This window comes from Streptomyces roseus (assembly GCF_001044425.1).
GTDB lineage: Bacteria > Actinomycetota > Actinomycetes > Streptomycetales > Streptomycetaceae > Streptomyces > Streptomyces roseus.
Genome location: NZ_LFML01000078.1, coordinates 1 through 15,331 on the forward strand (window position 1 = coordinate 1; position 15,331 = coordinate 15,331).

The window sequence follows — 15,331 nt, forward strand, 5'->3', positions numbered from 1 at the left end:
GGGGGCGGGGGCAGGAGCGGAGCCGGGGGCGGGGGCGGACCCGGGGGCGGGTACGTCCCACACCCGCGTGGAACGGTCCTGGCTCCCGGCGACGAGCCGTGCGCCGTCGGCCGTGAAGGCCAGCCCGAAGACCGGGCCGGCCGCTCCGGTCAGCGGCTGCCCGTACGCGAGCGGGTGTCCGGGATCGGCCAGGTCCCACAGGCGTACGGTGCCGTCCGCGCCCCCTGCGGCCAGCAGGGCAGCACCGGGGCCCGGGCCGGAGTGGAACGCGACCGTGTGCACCGACCCGGTGAAGCCGGTGAGGCGCGTTCCGGTGGCCGGGCTGCCGGCGGGGCTGTCTGCCGAGTTGCCCGCGGCACTGCTTGCGAAACCGCTCGCGGAGCCGGCTTCGGAGCTGCCGGCGGAGCCGGCGCGGGAGGTGCTCGCGGAGCCGGCGTCGGCGCCAGCCGACGGGGCCCTCACCTCCGGGTCCGGCCACACGTACACCCCGCCGTCGGCGCCCGCCGCAGCCAGCGTCCTGCCGTCCGGCGCGAAGGCCACCCCGTACACGGCCGAATCCGGCCCCTTGAACGACCGGGCCCCGGCCGCCGCCGGATCGGGGGCCGACGCCTCCCACACCCGTACGGTCCCGTCCCCCGACCCGGCGGCGAGCCGCCGGCCGTCCGGGCTGAAGGCGAGCGCGTACACCGTGTCGGCGAACGTGACCGGCGCCGCCCCCAGCGATCGCGGCCGCTGCGGATCGCGCAGGTCCCACAGCGCGACCTGGTGGTCCAGGCCGCCCGCGGCCAGAGTGTGTCCGTCCGGGCTGAGGGCCACCGCCTGTACGACGCCACGGAACGCGAGGATCCGGGTCACGGCGGGCAGCGCCGAGGCGTCCATCAGCGCCTCCCGGGCCTCGGCCGTGGGCGCCGTCCGGTACGCCACCAGACCGAGTTGCGCGGAGAGCGCGAGATCGCTGCCCCGCAGCCGTTCGGCGCGCGCCGCCACCAGCCGGGACAGCGCGACGGCTTGCTGTCTCTGCGCGTCACGGCGCTGGACCACGGCCACGCCGGTGAGCAGGCCTGAAAGGACGACCAGCACCGAGAGCAGGACGAGGAGCCGGCGCAGCCGACGGGCGCCGCGCCGCTCGCGCCGTACCCGGCCTTCCTCCGCCAGACGGCTCGCGTCGAGGAACCCGCTTTCCCGCGAGTCGAGTTCCGGGGCGTGGCCGCTGTCCCGGGCCCAGCCGGAGGCCACGGCCAGGCGGGTGCCCCGGTAGAGCAGCGAAGAGTCGCGCCCGTGCGCGAGCCAACGGTCGGCGTCCCGCGTCAGGTCCTGCCAGACGATCTGTCCGGCCCGGTCGGTGTCGATCCAGCCGCGCAGCCTCGGCCACGCGGTGAGCAGCGCCTCGTGGGTGATCCTGGCGCCGTCGCCGTCGAGCGTGACCAGGCGGCGGTCGACGAAGCGCTCCAGGACCGCGTACACCTCTCCGGCCCGGTCGGGCTGTCCCGTGGGCGGGGGCAGCGGCAGCAGCCGGCGCGCGTCGGGCACCCCGTCGCCCACCGCGACCATCCGCAGGAACAGCTGCCGCGCGCGTGCGCGCTCGGCCTCCGACAGGCCCGCGTAGACCTCCTCCGCCGTCTCGGAGACGGCCGCGGACATCCCGCCGCCCGCGCGGTAGTCGGCGATGGTCAGGGCAGTGCCGCGGCCGCGTTCCCAGGTCGACAGCAGCGCGTGCGACAGGAGGGGCAGGGCTCCGGGGCCGGAGTCCCGCAGGTCGGCGAGGAGTACGTCGATGAACCCTTCGTCCACGACGAGACCGGCCTTGGCGGCGGGGCCGCCGACCACCGCTCTGATCTCGTCGTCGGTGAGCGCGCCCACGACGGTCTGGCCCTTCTGGAGGGCCGCCGCGAGGGGAGGCTGGTCGAGGGCCTGGCCGTAGAAGTCGGCGCGCAGGCAGCCCGTGACGCGCACGTCGAGGGCGGGGAGGGCCGCGAGGCCCCGCAGGAACCGCTCCCGTTCGACGGGGTCGGTGCATGCCGTGAACACCTCCTCCAGCTGGTCGACCGCCACGACGATGCGCAGGCCCTCGCGCTGGGCCACCGCCGCGACGCGTGCGGCGAGTGCGAGGGGATCGCCCGTCGGGTCCGCCCACTCCGAGGACAGGTCGGCTCCGGCGGACGGGGCGGCTCCGGCGGACAGCGCGGCTTCCGAGGACAGGGCGGAGGCCAGGGCGCGCATCGGGTCGCGGCCGGGTGCGAACAGCAGCGGTACGCAGCCGTGCTCACCGCGGAGGACGGGCAGCACGCCCGCCCGCAGGAGCGAGGACTTCCCGGAACCGGAGGCTCCGACGAGCAGTTGGGGTACGTCGGCGCCCTCCTCTGCGAGGAGCCGGTCCACGATGACCGCCCGCAGGTGTTCCCGGCCGAAGAACCAGTCGGCGTGGCGTTCCTCGAAGCCCGCGAGCCCCCGGTAGGGCGTCGCGCCTGCCGCGACCCGCAGGACCCGGGACCGCCGTAGCTCGCCGAGCCGTTCCAGCCAGCGTTCGATTTCGACCGCGTCGGTCACTCCGCAGGCGTGCAGTACCCGGCGGAACAGGGGCAGGGACCCCAACGACGGGAGGTTCTGGCCGGCGAACCAGCCGCCGATGGTGCTGTGGGCGCCCGGGGCGCCGACGCGGGCGGCGAGGGCTCGGACGGTCAGGTCGGCCTTCTCGCGCAGACGCGTCAGCTCGGCCGCGAACTCCTCGCGCGATAAGGGAGGTTGGGCGTGGAACGGGGTCGGGTCCATGGGGCCTCCGGGGTCCGGTTCCGCCAGGGCGGTGATGCGGCGATGCGGTGAACCACCCTTCCGGCGCCCCTGCGGCCGCGTGGCCGGAACTTCTCGATCCGGTCCTTATCTACGCCGCCCAGCCGGCTCTTTCCGGCCACTGCACACCGCCTCCGCACCCCCACGCACCCCAGCGCCCCCGGAGGCCACCGCGCTCCCTGGTCCCCGTCGGAGCGGCGCAGCCGCTCACGGCGCCGCTCGGGTCTGCCGCCCGCCCGGCGTATGCCGGGGCGGTCGGGAACAGGCCGGGCGGCAAGGCATCAGGAACAGGACCCCGAACGCGCGACCTCAGGAGCGGGGGGGAAGGCGGAGCCGGCGCGCTCAAGCGGACTGCTCCATCGCGCGGAAGCCGTGGTCCAGGTCTTCCAGCAGACGGCTCGCGTCGGTCAGGAGGGTGCCCTCCAGCGCCGCCACGCCTGCCTGGCGAGGCGGGGAGCCCAAGGCGTGCTCGTGGGCCTGCCGAAGTGCGACGTGAGCACCGTCGAGGGTCTTGCGCAGAAGCACGGAGTCGGTGCGCGCCCTTCGGCCGATGCCGTCCAGCGCTTCGGCGGCAGTGCGCAGCAGCCCGGTGTACGCGGCACGGAAGGAGGGCGACAGGGCCTCGTACTCGCCGCTGGAAAGAGCGTGCTCGAGGCTGCGGCCTACCGAGCGGAGGTGATCGAGGCTGCGCTGGGCGATGTCGAGCGCAGCCCGCGCCCGCATGAGGGCTTGGTGGGCGTCCTCGATGCTGCGCCGCGGGTTGAGGCGGCTGTTCTCCACCTCGCTGTCGACGGTCTGCCGGAGGCGGTCTGCGTCGGACGACAAACCGCGCCAGTCGGTGCGCAGCTGCTGCATCGCGGCAGCGTCGGGCGTGCCGGCGGCGAGGGTGTCGGCCAATTCCCGCAGGCGTCGTTCGATGCCGCTGAAGAGGTCGGCGACCGCTTCCTGTCGGCGGATGGTGTGCCGGGCGGGCGCGAGGGCGAGGTGCGCGGCGATCCCGCAGACGACACCGATGCCGACGGAAGCGACGAGGTGGCCGATGTAGTCGATCCGGCCCTGACCGGAGGAGAAGGCGAAGAACCCGATGATGGTGACCTGGGTGCCGTGTTCGCCCAGTGGACGCAACCGTCCGACGGCGAGAGCCAGAAACGTCAGCAGTCCGAAGGACCACCAGTGGATCCCGATGGCGGCCGCCAGGGTCGCGGCCAGGGCCGCCCCGGCCGTCATCGCGAACAGGTACTGGCCGCAGTCCCGCAACGACCGGTACACCGTGGCCTGGAGAGCCACCAGTGCGGTGAACGGAGCGAACGTGGAGACCGTCGGCGGCAGGAGGTAGCGGGCCAGCACCCATGCGGTCATCGCCGCGGCCACTGATTTCGCGCCCAGGACCAGGTCATCCCGCTCACTGCCGGGACTGGCGACCCCCCGCCGCACGTACAGCGCCGCTTCCCGCAGCGATCTCCTCATCGATTCCCACGCAGGCATATGCCACCTCCTGGCATGCGCCTGCCCGGCGTCCGACGGCCCACACGCCGCGTCGAGCCGCCCACCGCGGGTGCGCGAGAGCCGATAGGCCGCCGTGCGAGGGAAGTGCCGTACTGGCCCCGACTTCACGAGACCGGACCACTCTCCGCAGCCCCGTGCCGGGATGCGCGCATCGGCATGCCGTTTGCCGGCGGCGTCCCCGACCGGGCACCGGTGCGGCGCTCCACGTGGGGCAGGTGGAGCAACACACCGCGCCCCCGGGCCGAGCCGACGTACGGCATCGGGTGCCGGACCATCCGTCGCCCAGAATCACCCGTCGGCCACCGGCCCCGGGCGGAAGCGGCGCGCCAACCGGGGGAATCAGGCGCATCCGACCGGGCACGGCCCCCGAGCACCGTCAGCGGTCGGGGCCCGAAGGGATCCCGCACGGGGGGGAAACTGACCACCGAGGCTCAGAGGGAGCCGACTACCTTGCGAGGAGTGATGCGAACGGCGAGCCGCTCCGAGTCCTGTGACGCCGCCGGGTTGAAGTCGGCATAGTCCTTGCCGGTGTACTTACGGGAAAGCTGGTTGATCAGCTCGTCGCCGCCCTCAGTCGTCATCTCGGCCGTGCCGCGGATCTCCGCGTAGGTGTAGGGGGCGTCCGGGGGGTTGATCATGACGGTCACGCGCGGGTCCGCGCGGAGATTCTTCTCCTTGCGCCGACCGACGGTCGTGGAGAACAGGAGGTCGTCACCGTCCCGGGCGAGCCACACGACCGACAGCTGAGGGCTGCCGTCGGGCTGGATGGTGGCAACGGTCGCGAAGACCGGGTGCTCGTCCACGTACTGCTTCAGCGTCTCTGACAGCGCAACTGACACGCGTTGCTCCTTCCCTCGATCCCTCATCAACACCGCAAGAGCGACTCAATCACACAGAGCAGTTAAACGTGACTTTCTGCCGTCGACCCGGGCGAGTGCGTCGTCCTGAACTTCCGCCCGGTCGGTGAGGGCAGCAGTCAGCTGCCTGCCCCTCCCCTGCCGCCGCACGCGAGAGCTCGCAGATGCATTCGCGTGGCGGCAGGTGGCCAGCGGGGGTTCCGAAGGTGAAGGCGAAGGCTTGGTGGCCCGGGGGGGGGAGGCGGAGTCAGAGTCGCCGCTGCCGGGGTGTGGTGTCGTTGGTGGGCCGGTACAGGGTGGGCGCGCCGTGGACGTGGACGGACCCGCTCTCCTTGACGTCCAGGAGAACGCTGACCGTGTCTTCCCCGCCCAGTACGAGGTTGGCGTTCTTCGCCCGGTAGGTGAAGGCCAGACGGGCGCCCGGGCCGACAGTGAACTGCTCGTACGAAGCCGTCCAGGTACCGGAGAGGGAGAGCTGGTTCAGCGAGACGCCCCTGGCGGGGATGGCGTAGGTCGTGAGCTTGCCCTTGGCGAGCCCGGGGGCTTGGCGGAGCCGCGGATGCGGCCGGTGCTGAGGTAGGTCTCCGGGGATCGGTCGGCGGTGAGCTCGTCATTGGTCTGGTCGGTTGCGGGCGGCAGCTGGGCGGTGGGTCGGCCTGACGAAGGAGGTGCGCGACGGGATAGGTCACTCCGAGCTTGCGGGCCCGATCCGCGACGTTGCCCGCATCCTTCTCGAAGGCGAACTCCGGTGAGTGGACCCCGATGACGGTCAGACCCTTGTCGCGGTAGGCACGGTCCCAGGCGTGGATGTGGGGAAGACTGCGTCGGCAGTTGATGCAGGAGTAGGTCCAGTAGTCGATCAGAACCACCCTCCCGCGCAGCGCGGCCAGGTGCACAGGTGCTCCTCCCCGGGTGTTCAGCCAGGTGGAGATGCCGGCGAGTTGCGGAGCCTGCCCGCAGGAGCGGAGTTCCTTCGCGCCGTCCTCGCAGCGGGAGTGGTCGACGCGCTTCTGCGCGGCTCCGGTGTGCTTTCTACAAGGCGGTGATGACGTCGAAGGCGAGGGCGAACGCCAGCACGACTATCAGCGATCCGGCCATGACGCGCAGCTTGCGGGCGCGGGTACGGAAAGCGGAAACACGCTCGGCGACGCGGCGGCCGGAGAGGGCGAAGGCGAGCAGCGGGACCGCGGCGCCGGCCGCGAAGGAGAGGGTGAGAGCGACGATGCCCGTGTTGATCTCGCCCCGCGCGCCCGCGACGGAGATCGCGGCGGGGACGGGGCCGGCGCACGGGACGTAGAGCAGACCCAGCCCGAGGCCGAGGAAGAAGGCGCTTCCGCCGTTGACCGGCCGCTGCGGAATCCTGGCGAAGGGCTTTTTCGTCAGCCGCCCGACCGGCGGGAAGATCAGCCCGAGGCTGATGAGGACCAGGAGCGACAGGCCGACGCAGCGCAGGAGGACTATTCGGGCCCACCGGTGAACCGGATGGGCAAGGCTCCCCCAGCACTGGCGGCTACGGCTACGGCTGCGGCGGGGGTCTCGAACGCGCTGCGCGGCGACGGAGCGGTTGGGCCATGCAGCTCGATCCGCCGAGTGCCCCTCGTCGAACGGTGGCCGTTCTCCCCTTCGGATGAAAGGGAGAACGGCCACCGTTGCTCGCGGATACCCGAGACGGAGCTACTACTTGGGCATGAGGACGGTGTCGACGATGTAGACGTTGGCGTTGGCGGTCTTGACGTTGCCGCAGACCACGTTGGACGTGTCGTTGACCTTGTACGCCTCGCCGGAGCCGCTCGTGGTGAGCTTGCCCTTCTCCAGGGTCTCGAAGGACCCGTTCTCCAGCTGCTTCGGAGTGAGCTTCTGGCCGACGACGTGGTACGTGAGGATCTTGGTGAGGGTGGCCTTGTCGGCGAGGACCTTGTCGAGGTCGGCCTTCGGGATCTTCGCGAAGGCGTCGTTGGTCGGCGCGAAGACCGTGATGTCCTTCGCGTTGTTCAGAGTGTCGACGAGGCCTGCCTGCTTGACCGCGGCGACCAGGGTGGACAGGGCCGGGTTGTTGGACGCGGCGGTGGCGACCGGGTCCTTGGCCATGCCGTCGAAGGAGCCCGCGCCTTCGGCCGGTACGCCCGCACAGGCCGGGCCGAACGGCTTGTCCATGGCCATCGACGCGTCCGACGTCGCGGGCGCCGCCGGCGCCGAGGCCTCGCTGCTCTTGTCCGATCCGGAACCTGATGCGCCGTCCTTGCCCGAGTCGGAGCAGGCGGCCAGCGAGATGGGCAGCAGCGTGGCTGCGGCGACGGCGATCGCGGTGCGACGGATCTTCATGTTGTTCATGATGAGTTGCTCCTTGAAAACGATATGGCGGTCAGGGGTCGTGATGGTTCGGGGGTTGGTGCTGTTGGGGTGGCGCGGACGACGCCGCCGATGGCGTGTCCCTTCTCCGAGGGTGCGGATCGCGACGTTCTTCACCGCCGCAGCAATCCGGTCGATCACCCCTCCATCCACCGCGGCCACCGGACCGGTTGCCGGCTGCACCCCGCCGGCAACCGGCACGGCGACCAGCAGCGCCGTGGAAGCCGCCACAAGACCGGCCGGCGCTGCGCCCGCGGCGCGGATGAGGATGCTCGGAAAACTGCTCACACCCTGGATTCGGCGGCACCCGCCCGGCGGATTGCCCCTCACCCGAACGAGTGACCTACTGGCCCTTTGTTCGTGGCTCCTGGCCCGGTCTTGCAGTGTGTGCCGCGCCCGTCACCGGTCCGTGCCGCTCCGTCTCGGGGGCGGCGGACCGGGCGGGATCGGCGGTACCGGATCAGGCGTTGACGCAGGTGTTCCCGAAGGACGGGTTCAGCAGCCCGATGACGCTGACCGTGTTCCCGCAGGCGTTGATCGGGATGTGGATCGGCACCTGGATGAGGTTGCCCGAGCCCACACCCGGCGAGCCCGCCGCCACTCCCTGCGCACCCGCATCGGCCGAGGCGAACGATGCGCCCCCGACCACGATCGCGCCGGCCGCCACTGCCACTGCCAGACCTCGTCGCATACCAGCCATGAGAAGTACCTCCTGTGAGAGTGCCCAAGCCGCACGGAGGGCCCGCACGGCTGCGGGTGAGGGAAGCGGAGAGAACGTCTTCGGAGAACGTCTTCCGTCTCCCTCACGCGCTGTCTTCGCGGCCGCGCTTCCCTCCGGATGGCCGCCGCGGGCACGATTCCCTCGTACGGGGCAATCACTGGCCGTACGGGTGACGGGGCACCCTCCCATCCATGGGCCCATGCGCTACGAAGAAATCACGACACACGCACTGTTTCTGTGGCCAGGCCGTCCCGAGGGCGGCCCCGCCGACACACGAGCCACACCAAAGGACTGGCATGCGATGCACGCCCCGCCCCTCGACGACCGCCTCCGGCCGTCCTCTGCGCCCTTCGCCATGGCCGGAGCGGTACCGATGAGCCAACCCATCCCCTTCGCCGCCGGGCGGCCCGGCGGCTCCGGCCGCAACGACCTCGGTGAGGTCATGCAACTAGTCGCCCGCGGGGACAAAGACGCTTTCTCCGTCCTCTACGACGCCCTCGCACCGATGGTCTTCGGAATCGTTCTCAAGGTCGTCCGCGATCGCGCCCAGTCCGAAGAAGTCGCGCAGGAGGTCATGATCGACCTGTGGCGGCAGGCCGCCCGCTACCGCAGCGATGCCGGCTCCGTCGCCACGTGGGCGTCGATGATCGCCCACCGAAGGGCCGTGGACCGGGTCCGCTCCGCCCAGGCATCCGCCCACCGCGAACAGGCCCAGGCCGCGCGCGAGCACACGACAGCCTTCGACGAGGTCGCCGAACGGGTCGAGACCCGCCTGGACAGCGAGCAGGTCCGCCGCTGCCTGAAGGGCCTGACCGAAGTCCAGCGCCAGGCGGTGACCCTGGCCTACTACCAGGGGCTGACCTACCGTGAAGTCGCCGAAGCCCTCCAGACACCGCTTCCCACCATCAAGACACGCATGCGCGACGGACTCATCCGGCTCCGCGACTGCATGGGGGTGACCACATGACACACCACGCATCCGATACCCACACCCTCGCCGCCGCCTACGCCCTGGACGCACTCGACCACGACGAACGCCAGGCCTTCGAGGACCACCTGCGAACGTGCGAGGCCTGCCGGGAGGAGACCGCCGAGTTCAAGGCCACGTCGGCACGCCTGGCGGCAGCCGTCGCCCAAAAGCCGCCCGCACAGGCCAAGGCACAGGTCATGGCCGCCATCGATGCGGTCCGCCAGCTCCCCCCGCACGTCGCCCCTGCCGCTGCCGCCCGGACCCGCGCTGGGTGGCTGCAGCGCAGGGCCGTTCCGCTGGCGCTGGCCGCCGGCATCGCCGCAGCCGCCCTCGGCGGTGTCGCGGTGTGGCAGACCCACAACGGCCAGGAGCTCAATCAGGACGCCCGCGAGGCCCAGCAGCAACTCGACGCGGTCAGCGCCGTCCTGGCAGCCCCGGACGCCCGCACGGTCCACGGACGGGCCGCCAACGGCGCAATGACCACCGTCGTCGCCTCCGACCGGCAGAACAAGGCCATCTTCACCGCCAGCAACCTCCCCGCCCCCGCAGCGGGCAAGACCTACCAGCTCTGGCTCTCCCACGACGGCACCATGCGCCCCGCCGGACTCATCGACCACGACGGCACCGTCGTGCTCACCGGCACCCCCGCGGGTGCGGGCGCGGTCGGCCTCACCCTCGAACCCGCCGGAGGATCACCCGAACCCAGCACCACCCCCCTGCTCCTCATGACCCTCCCCGCCTGAACCGGACCGGCCGGCCCGGACCGGTCGAGCAACTGCCAACCGTCGCGCGCCGGCCCCTCCGAGTGAACCGGCTGCCCGAAGGCCGTTGTCAGAGGCGTGTCGGACAATCCGTTCCGGTCCGCGACTGACCTGGGGGCGTGCCGGCCTGGGGGTTCGGCCGGCTGGTGGTTCAGCAGTCGCAGGTCGGCCCGTTACTCGTAGCGGTACTTCAGCGAGTCCGCCTCCGCCTGCTCGATGTCGGCGATCGTCAGCTCCGGCATCCGCAGCTGGGCCAGCGTCACCTCGGCCGAGGCCGGCTGGGCGTCCGCCGACAGCCACTGCTCCGGCTTCCAGGCCGCGCTGCGCAGCAGCGACTTGGGGCAGTGCGGGTAGACCTCCTCGATCCCCAGCACCAGCGCGCTGGCCGGCGGCTTGCCCACGGCGGTCAGCTGTGACAGCAACTCCGGGCGGGTGGAGACGCAGGCCCGGCCGTTCACCCTGAGCGTCGTGGTGCGCCCCGGGATGACGAACAGCAGCCCGGCCCGTCCGGTGGCGACGACGTTCTGCAGGGTGTCCAGCCGCTTGTTGCCGGTCGCGTCCGGTATCGCCACCGTCCGTGCGTCCAGGACGGCGACGAACCCGGCGGGACCGCCGCGCGGGGAGACGTCACAGTTGCCCTCGGCGTCCGCGCTGGCGATCAGAACCAGCGACGAGCAGCCTATCAACCGCCGCGTTTGCTCGGTGAGTTCGGTCATCTGCTTGCGAACGGCCGCCTCGCCGGGGGCTTCGTAGGCCTGGCGCAGCGCCTCCTGGTCGGGCACGGCGTCGAGGCGGAGCGAGTGGAATGCACTGCCGGCAAGGGATGTCGTCATGCCTCCGACCCTAATGGGCCGACCTGCGATCGACCCCGACCCGCCTGGCATCCGGCCACGGACCCTGGAGGACGTGTTCGCCTGTGCCGTCCGCCGCCCACACGCAGGCCCTCGCACGCAGCGGTACGGCCGGCGCGCCGCCAAGCGGTCTACCCGGCACGGACCCGGCACCGAGCTGGTGCACGTCCGCACCACGGCCTGCTGCCACCAGCGGCGGCACGGTGGCCGGGGCCGGCCGCTGCGATCGTCATACGAGACCGATACGGCGTGCGGTGTTCTCCGACTGCTGCAAGTGGTGGTGGGCGTCCTCGCCGAGCGCCTGCACGACCCCGGCGATGACCGTCTCCAGGACGGCAAGCGTGGGCACCAGGCTGTCGTACGGGGTCAGGGTCGTTACGTGGCTGGGGAGGACGACGTCGGCGTGGGCCGTGGCGGGTGACAGCCAGGCGTCCGTGAAGACGATCACCTTGCCCCCGGCGTCCCTGACCATCTGCGCGATGGCTTCCTTGTCGTCCTCGTAACGCCGGTAGTCGAACAGGACGACGACGTCACGGCGCGAGAGGTGGACGAGGTGCGCGGTGCGTTCGACGGCGCGATCGGGGAGGACGCGCACCTCGTCGCGCAGCTGCATCAGGTGCATGGCCAGGTACTGGGCGAAGAGGTGGGTGAAGCGGCCGCCCGCGAGGGTGATGTGGCGTTTGCGGTCGGCGAGGAGGCTGATGGCCTGGGCGAGGTCGTGTTCGGGAATCTCGGCGAGGGTCTGGGCCACGGCGGTGGTGAAGACCGCGCTGGTCTGATGGGCCAGGGGCAGGGCCGCGCCGGACTCGTGCGGCTCGGCGGCGTCCTGCCTGCCGGTGGCCTCGTACAGTGACAGAGGGGAGGCGTTGCGCTCGTCGAGTTCCGCGCGGAGCGCGGCTTGGAATTCGGGGAAGCCCCGGTAGCCGAGACGGGCGGCGAAGCGCAGGACCGTCGGCGCGGATACGGCGGCTCGTTCGGCGATGACGGCGACCGTCTCGAAGCCGGAAGCGGGATATCCGGCGAGGATGACTCGGGCGACTTTCCGTTCGGCCGGGCTGAGCTCGCCCAGCTTGGTGCGAATGTCGTCGGCGAGTGATCCGGCTGCCATCGGGGACCTCTTCGTACGGGGGATGGGGACGTGTCCGTCGAGCCTAGTGCCCGGCTCGACGGACACGGCCGCGAACTACTTCGGTGCGCTGTGGTCAGCGGGGAGCGATGTCGAGGCTGGCCCCGAGGATGGTCTGGGCGGTGGCCGCCTCTCGGCTCCAGGCCGTGGTCCAGGGCTTTCTGCCGAGGGTGACGGTGAAGCCGGGAGCCGATTCCCAGGTCGTGGCGGTGGCCGTGCGCTGGGCCCGGGTGGACAGCAGGGCCCGGGCGGTGGTGCGCAGGGAGTAGGGGCTGCCGTCCGGGTCGTCGATGGAGTGGAAGACGTCGTTGTTGGGTGGCACCGGTGTGCGGTCGGTCGGGAGGAGGAGGTGCTTGCCGGGCGCCGGTACGGGCAGGGCGGTGCGGGTGTCGTACCGGTCGCCGTCGGTGAGGTAGCTGTAGCGGGCGCCGGTGAGAGACCAGCCCGCCGGGGTGGTGCGGGGGTGGGCGTGGCGCAGGTCCAGGACGGTGACGCCTTGGGGGCCTCGGACGGTGAGCTTCTCCGCGGTGGTGCCGGGGTTGTCGACGACGAGGGCGGTGTTCTCGTCCAGGGCGTAGACGGTGTCGTGTCCGGTGTCGGCCGCCAGCCGCAGGGCGCGGCCCTCTCGGCCGCTGGTTCCGGTGTGGGTGTCGATGAGGCCGGAGCGCAGGAACCCGAAGCCTCCCTCGGGGAGGTACCCGAGGCGGGTGGGGTCCTCGAAGTAGCCGGGGGCGCTGCCGTCGCGGAGGGCCTGGTAGGACTCGCCTCCGGTGACCATGTCGGCGCCCGCGGCGATCTGGGCTCCTGCGGAGGACCCGGCGACGACGGCGCCGGTGGCGAGTTTGGCGCGAATGGCGGCCAGCGCCTTGGAGTCGGTGTGGCGGGCGCCGTGCAGGAGGGTTGTGACGTAGCGGTACTGGTCGCCGCCTCCGAAGAAGAAGCCGGTCATGGAGTTGATCTGGGCGACGACGGCGTCGGAGTCGGCGTCCGCGATGTGGTCGAGGTCGACGGGGATCCACTGGGCGTCGGCGGCGCCGTGACGCTTGAACAGGTCGGCGTAGTATCGGCCGTTGCAAGCGGAGTTGCCACAGGCGTCCGGGTCGGCGGCGTCGGGGTCCTGGCTGGCGGGTATGGACGCGGCGGTGAGAATGCCGATCTTGGCACGGGGTCCGCCGGCTCGTTCGATGATCTCGCCGTAGACCTGCGTGTTGTCGTCTTTGAGCCCGCCGCCGACGAGGACCAGGGAGCCGGGGTGTGCGGGGGCGGGCCCGCCGGCGGCCAGGGTGGCGGGTGCGGAGGCCAGCGCGAGGACGAGGGCTGCGCTGCCGGTGAGCACGGCGCGGCGGGTACGCGAGCGGGGAAGGGCAAGGGGCATGGGGATGGGCATGGGCGGGCTGCCTTCTGCGTCGAGTGGTGGACGGGAGCGGTTGCGGCCGGCTACTGCCGTGCGTCGCCGAGTCGGGCGATGAGGGCGGCGAGGAGGGCGACGCGGGCGGGGACGGTGGTGGTGTCCAGCCATTCCCCGGGGCTGTGGTCGGCGCCCCCGACGGGTCCGAGCCCGTCCAGGACGGGCAGGCCGGTACCGGCGATGAAGTTGGCGTCGCCCACTCCCCCGGTGGCGGTGGCGCCGATGTCGAGGCCGAGGGCACGGGCCTCGTCCTGGGCGTGAGCGAGCATGCGGCGGGAGCGGTCGGTGTCTTCCATCGGTGCGCACAGGTCGAGCTGCTCGACGTCGATGCGGGTACCGGGCACGGTGGTGTGCCGGGCGGCCCGGGTGATGGCGTCGCCGACGCGCCGGATGCCGGCGAGGGTGGCGGCGCGTACCTCGACGCGGAGTTCGGCGTACGAGCAGACGATGTTGGCGCGGTCGCCGGCGCGGATGACTCCCACGTTGACGGTGACGTCGTCCCACTGGCCGTTGAGGTTCTGCAGAACGACGGTGAGGTGGGCCGCGGCGAGAGCGGCGTTGGCTCCGCGTTCGGGCTCGATGCCCGCGTGAGCCGCGCGGCCTGTGACGGTGAGACGGAAGTCGGCGACGCCTTTGCGGGCGATGACGAGGTCGCCGTTCTCGCGTGCGCACTCCAGGGCGAGGGCGTAGTGCATGCCCAGGGCCGTGCTTTCGATGACGGGACGACTGGTGGGGGATCCGATCTCCTCGTCGGGGGTGGCGAGGAAGACGATCTCGGCGTGATCGTCGATTTCGGCGTCGTGGAGGATCTGCAGGGCCGCGAGGCCGGCCAGGAGGCCGCCCTTGTCGTCGCTGACGCCGGGGCCGTGGGCGATCGAGCCGGCCAGCCGGAAGGGTCGCTGAGCGGCGGTGCCGTCTTCGAAGACGGTGTCCATGTGGGCGGCCAGCAGGATGCGCCGGCCGCCTGCCTCGGGGCCGAGTCGGCCGGCCCTGCGGGCGATGAGGGTATCGCCCGCGGTGGCGGCGTGCGTCGGGGGTGGGGCGATCCGCTGCGTGGCGAAGCCGAGACGGTGCAGGCGGTTCTGTACCCAGTCGGCGACCCGGTTGACGCCGTCGGGACTGTGGGAGCCGGAGTCGATGGCCACCAGGTGGGCGAGGTCTTCGAGGTAGGCGGGGAGCTGTCGGCGCGCTGCGGGGAGCAGGCGGGCCGCGAGTCCGCTCTCCTGCCGGGCGGGGGCGGTCACAGGACCTTGGACAGGAAGGCGCGGGTGCGTTCCTGTTCGGGGTGCAGAAGGACTTGCCGTGGGTCGCCCGCTTCGACGACGACGCCTTCGTCCATGAACACGGCGGTGTCGGCGACCTCGCGGGCGAAGCCGATCTCGTGGGTGACGACGATCATCGTCATTCCGTCGGCGGCCAGCTGCCTCATGACGTCCAGGACGTCCCCGACGAGTTCGGGGTCGAGCGCGGAGGTGGGTTCGTCGAAGAGCATCAGTTTGGGCTTCATGGCCAAGGCCCGGGCGATGGCCACGCGCTGCTGTTGGCCTCCGGAGAGCTGGGCGGGGTAGTGGCCGGCCCGGTCCGCGAGCCCGACCTGCTCCAGGAGGCGTTCGGCGTCCTGACGGGCCTGCGCGCGGGAGACCTTGGAGACGTTCAGCGGGGCTTCCATGACGTTGTCGAGGGCGGTCATGTGCGGGAACAGGTTGAAGCGTTGGAAGACCATGCCGATGTCGCGCCGGTGAGCGGCGACCTCACGTTCTCGCAGTTCGTGGAGTCTTTGACCGTGGCGGCGGTAGCCGACGAGGTCGCCTTCGACGGCGAGGCTGCCCGCATCGATCTTCTCCAGGTGGTTGATGCAGCGCAGGAAGGTGGACTTGCCGGATCCGGACGGGCCCAGCAGGCAGCACACCTGGCCTCGTTCGACGGTGAGGTCGATGCCCTTGAGGACCTCGACCTTGCCGAAGTGCTTGCGGACGTTCCGGGCGTGGAGCATGG

14 protein-coding genes are annotated in these 15,331 nt (G+C 71.7%); 2 read left to right on the top strand and 12 right to left on the bottom strand.

Translation table 11 applies throughout. The annotated features are described in order from the left end of the window. From ACS04_RS19875 to ACS04_RS19900, 7 genes are all read right to left on the bottom strand, one after another. The coding region (locus tag ACS04_RS19875; protein ID WP_342449492.1) for an nSTAND1 domain-containing NTPase at positions 1-2,769 on the bottom strand (2,769 nt) is incomplete at its 3' end. A 360-nt stretch (positions 2,770-3,129) separates the two neighbouring features. Beyond that, positions 3,130-4,272, bottom strand: coding sequence for an FUSC family protein (locus ACS04_RS19880; protein WP_078865013.1), 1,143 nt, complete (start codon positions 4,270-4,272; stop codon positions 3,130-3,132). A gap of 452 nt (positions 4,273-4,724) precedes the next feature. Beyond that, the gene (locus ACS04_RS19885) at positions 4,725-5,132 is read right to left on the bottom strand and encodes a PPOX class F420-dependent oxidoreductase (RefSeq protein ID WP_048478013.1); all 408 of its coding nucleotides are present in this window, start codon (positions 5,130-5,132) and stop codon (positions 4,725-4,727) included. Positions 5,133-5,397: 265 nt separating this feature from the next. After that, on the bottom strand, positions 5,398-5,742 hold the full coding sequence (locus ACS04_RS39420; protein ID WP_342449495.1) for a hypothetical protein: 345 nt from the start codon (positions 5,740-5,742) through the stop codon (positions 5,398-5,400). Between the two features lie 440 nt (positions 5,743-6,182). Beyond that, a complete protein-coding gene (locus ACS04_RS38935) occupies positions 6,183-6,797 on the bottom strand; it encodes a cytochrome c biogenesis protein CcdA (RefSeq protein ID WP_053080838.1) in 615 nt (204 codons plus the stop codon). Positions 6,798-6,827: 30 nt separating this feature from the next. Beyond that, positions 6,828-7,481: a fasciclin domain-containing protein gene (locus ACS04_RS19895; RefSeq protein WP_048478014.1), complete on the bottom strand. Its 654-nt coding sequence runs from the start codon at positions 7,479-7,481 to the stop codon at positions 6,828-6,830. Positions 7,482-7,959: 478 nt separating this feature from the next. Then, on the bottom strand, positions 7,960-8,199 hold the full coding sequence (locus ACS04_RS19900) for a chaplin (RefSeq protein WP_048478015.1): 240 nt from the start codon (positions 8,197-8,199) through the stop codon (positions 7,960-7,962). Between the two features lie 394 nt (positions 8,200-8,593). Between ACS04_RS19900 and sigK the strand changes: the two genes are divergently transcribed. Both sigK and ACS04_RS19910 read left to right on the top strand, forming a co-directional pair. Further along, positions 8,594-9,187: an ECF RNA polymerase sigma factor SigK gene (sigK, locus tag ACS04_RS19905; RefSeq protein WP_048478050.1), complete on the top strand. Its 594-nt coding sequence runs from the start codon at positions 8,594-8,596 to the stop codon at positions 9,185-9,187. Further along, positions 9,184-9,933, top strand: a complete 750-nt coding sequence (locus ACS04_RS19910) for an anti-sigma factor (RefSeq protein WP_048478016.1) — start codon at positions 9,184-9,186, stop codon at positions 9,931-9,933. Before sigK ends, ACS04_RS19910 begins: the two co-directional genes overlap by 4 nt. Positions 9,934-10,124: 191 nt before the next feature. On the opposite strand, the gene ACS04_RS19915 is transcribed toward ACS04_RS19910, so the two are convergent. The 5 genes from ACS04_RS19915 to ACS04_RS19935 all read right to left on the bottom strand — a co-directional run bounded on the left by ACS04_RS19915 (position 10,125) and on the right by ACS04_RS19935 (position 15,329). Next, on the bottom strand, positions 10,125-10,784 hold the full coding sequence (locus ACS04_RS19915; RefSeq protein ID WP_048478017.1) for an MSMEG_1061 family FMN-dependent PPOX-type flavoprotein: 660 nt from the start codon (positions 10,782-10,784) through the stop codon (positions 10,125-10,127). A gap of 247 nt (positions 10,785-11,031) precedes the next feature. Further along, positions 11,032-11,910 (bottom strand): MurR/RpiR family transcriptional regulator, encoded by an 879-nt coding sequence (locus ACS04_RS19920; RefSeq protein WP_048478018.1) that lies wholly within the window; start codon positions 11,908-11,910, stop codon positions 11,032-11,034. A 94-nt stretch (positions 11,911-12,004) separates the two neighbouring features. Continuing rightward, on the bottom strand, positions 12,005-13,315 hold the full coding sequence (locus ACS04_RS19925) for a cyanophycinase (RefSeq protein WP_053080839.1): 1,311 nt from the start codon (positions 13,313-13,315) through the stop codon (positions 12,005-12,007). Positions 13,316-13,365: 50 nt separating this feature from the next. Further along, the gene (locus ACS04_RS19930; protein WP_078865017.1) at positions 13,366-14,580 is read right to left on the bottom strand and encodes a M20/M25/M40 family metallo-hydrolase; all 1,215 of its coding nucleotides are present in this window, start codon (positions 14,578-14,580) and stop codon (positions 13,366-13,368) included. After that, a complete protein-coding gene (locus tag ACS04_RS19935) occupies positions 14,577-15,329 on the bottom strand; it encodes an amino acid ABC transporter ATP-binding protein (RefSeq protein ID WP_048478053.1) in 753 nt (250 codons plus the stop codon). Before ACS04_RS19935 ends, ACS04_RS19930 begins: the two co-directional genes overlap by 4 nt. Positions 15,330-15,331 lie beyond the last annotated feature (2 nt).

What these genes read in the sequence shown, in the direction of transcription:
- sigK (WP_048478050.1), top strand. Translation starts at nt 8,594, where the DNA reads ATGAGCCAACCCATCCCCTTCGCCGCCGGGCGGCCCGGCGGCTCCGGC.
- ACS04_RS19910 (WP_048478016.1), top strand. Translation starts at nt 9,184, where the DNA reads ATGACACACCACGCATCCGATACCCACACCCTCGCCGCCGCCTACGCC.
- ACS04_RS19935 (WP_048478053.1), bottom strand. Translation starts at nt 15,329, where the DNA reads ATGCTCCACGCCCGGAACGTCCGCAAGCACTTCGGCAAGGTCGAGGTC.
- ACS04_RS19900 (WP_048478015.1), bottom strand. Translation starts at nt 8,199, where the DNA reads ATGGCTGGTATGCGACGAGGTCTGGCAGTGGCAGTGGCGGCCGGCGCG.
- ACS04_RS19920 (WP_048478018.1), bottom strand. Translation starts at nt 11,910, where the DNA reads ATGGCAGCCGGATCACTCGCCGACGACATTCGCACCAAGCTGGGCGAG.
- ACS04_RS19895 (WP_048478014.1), bottom strand. Translation starts at nt 7,481, where the DNA reads ATGAACAACATGAAGATCCGTCGCACCGCGATCGCCGTCGCCGCAGCC.
- ACS04_RS19880 (WP_078865013.1), bottom strand. Translation starts at nt 4,272, where the DNA reads ATGCCTGCGTGGGAATCGATGAGGAGATCGCTGCGGGAAGCGGCGCTG.
- ACS04_RS19925 (WP_053080839.1), bottom strand. Translation starts at nt 13,315, where the DNA reads ATGCCCATCCCCATGCCCCTTGCCCTTCCCCGCTCGCGTACCCGCCGC.
- ACS04_RS19915 (WP_048478017.1), bottom strand. Translation starts at nt 10,784, where the DNA reads ATGACGACATCCCTTGCCGGCAGTGCATTCCACTCGCTCCGCCTCGAC.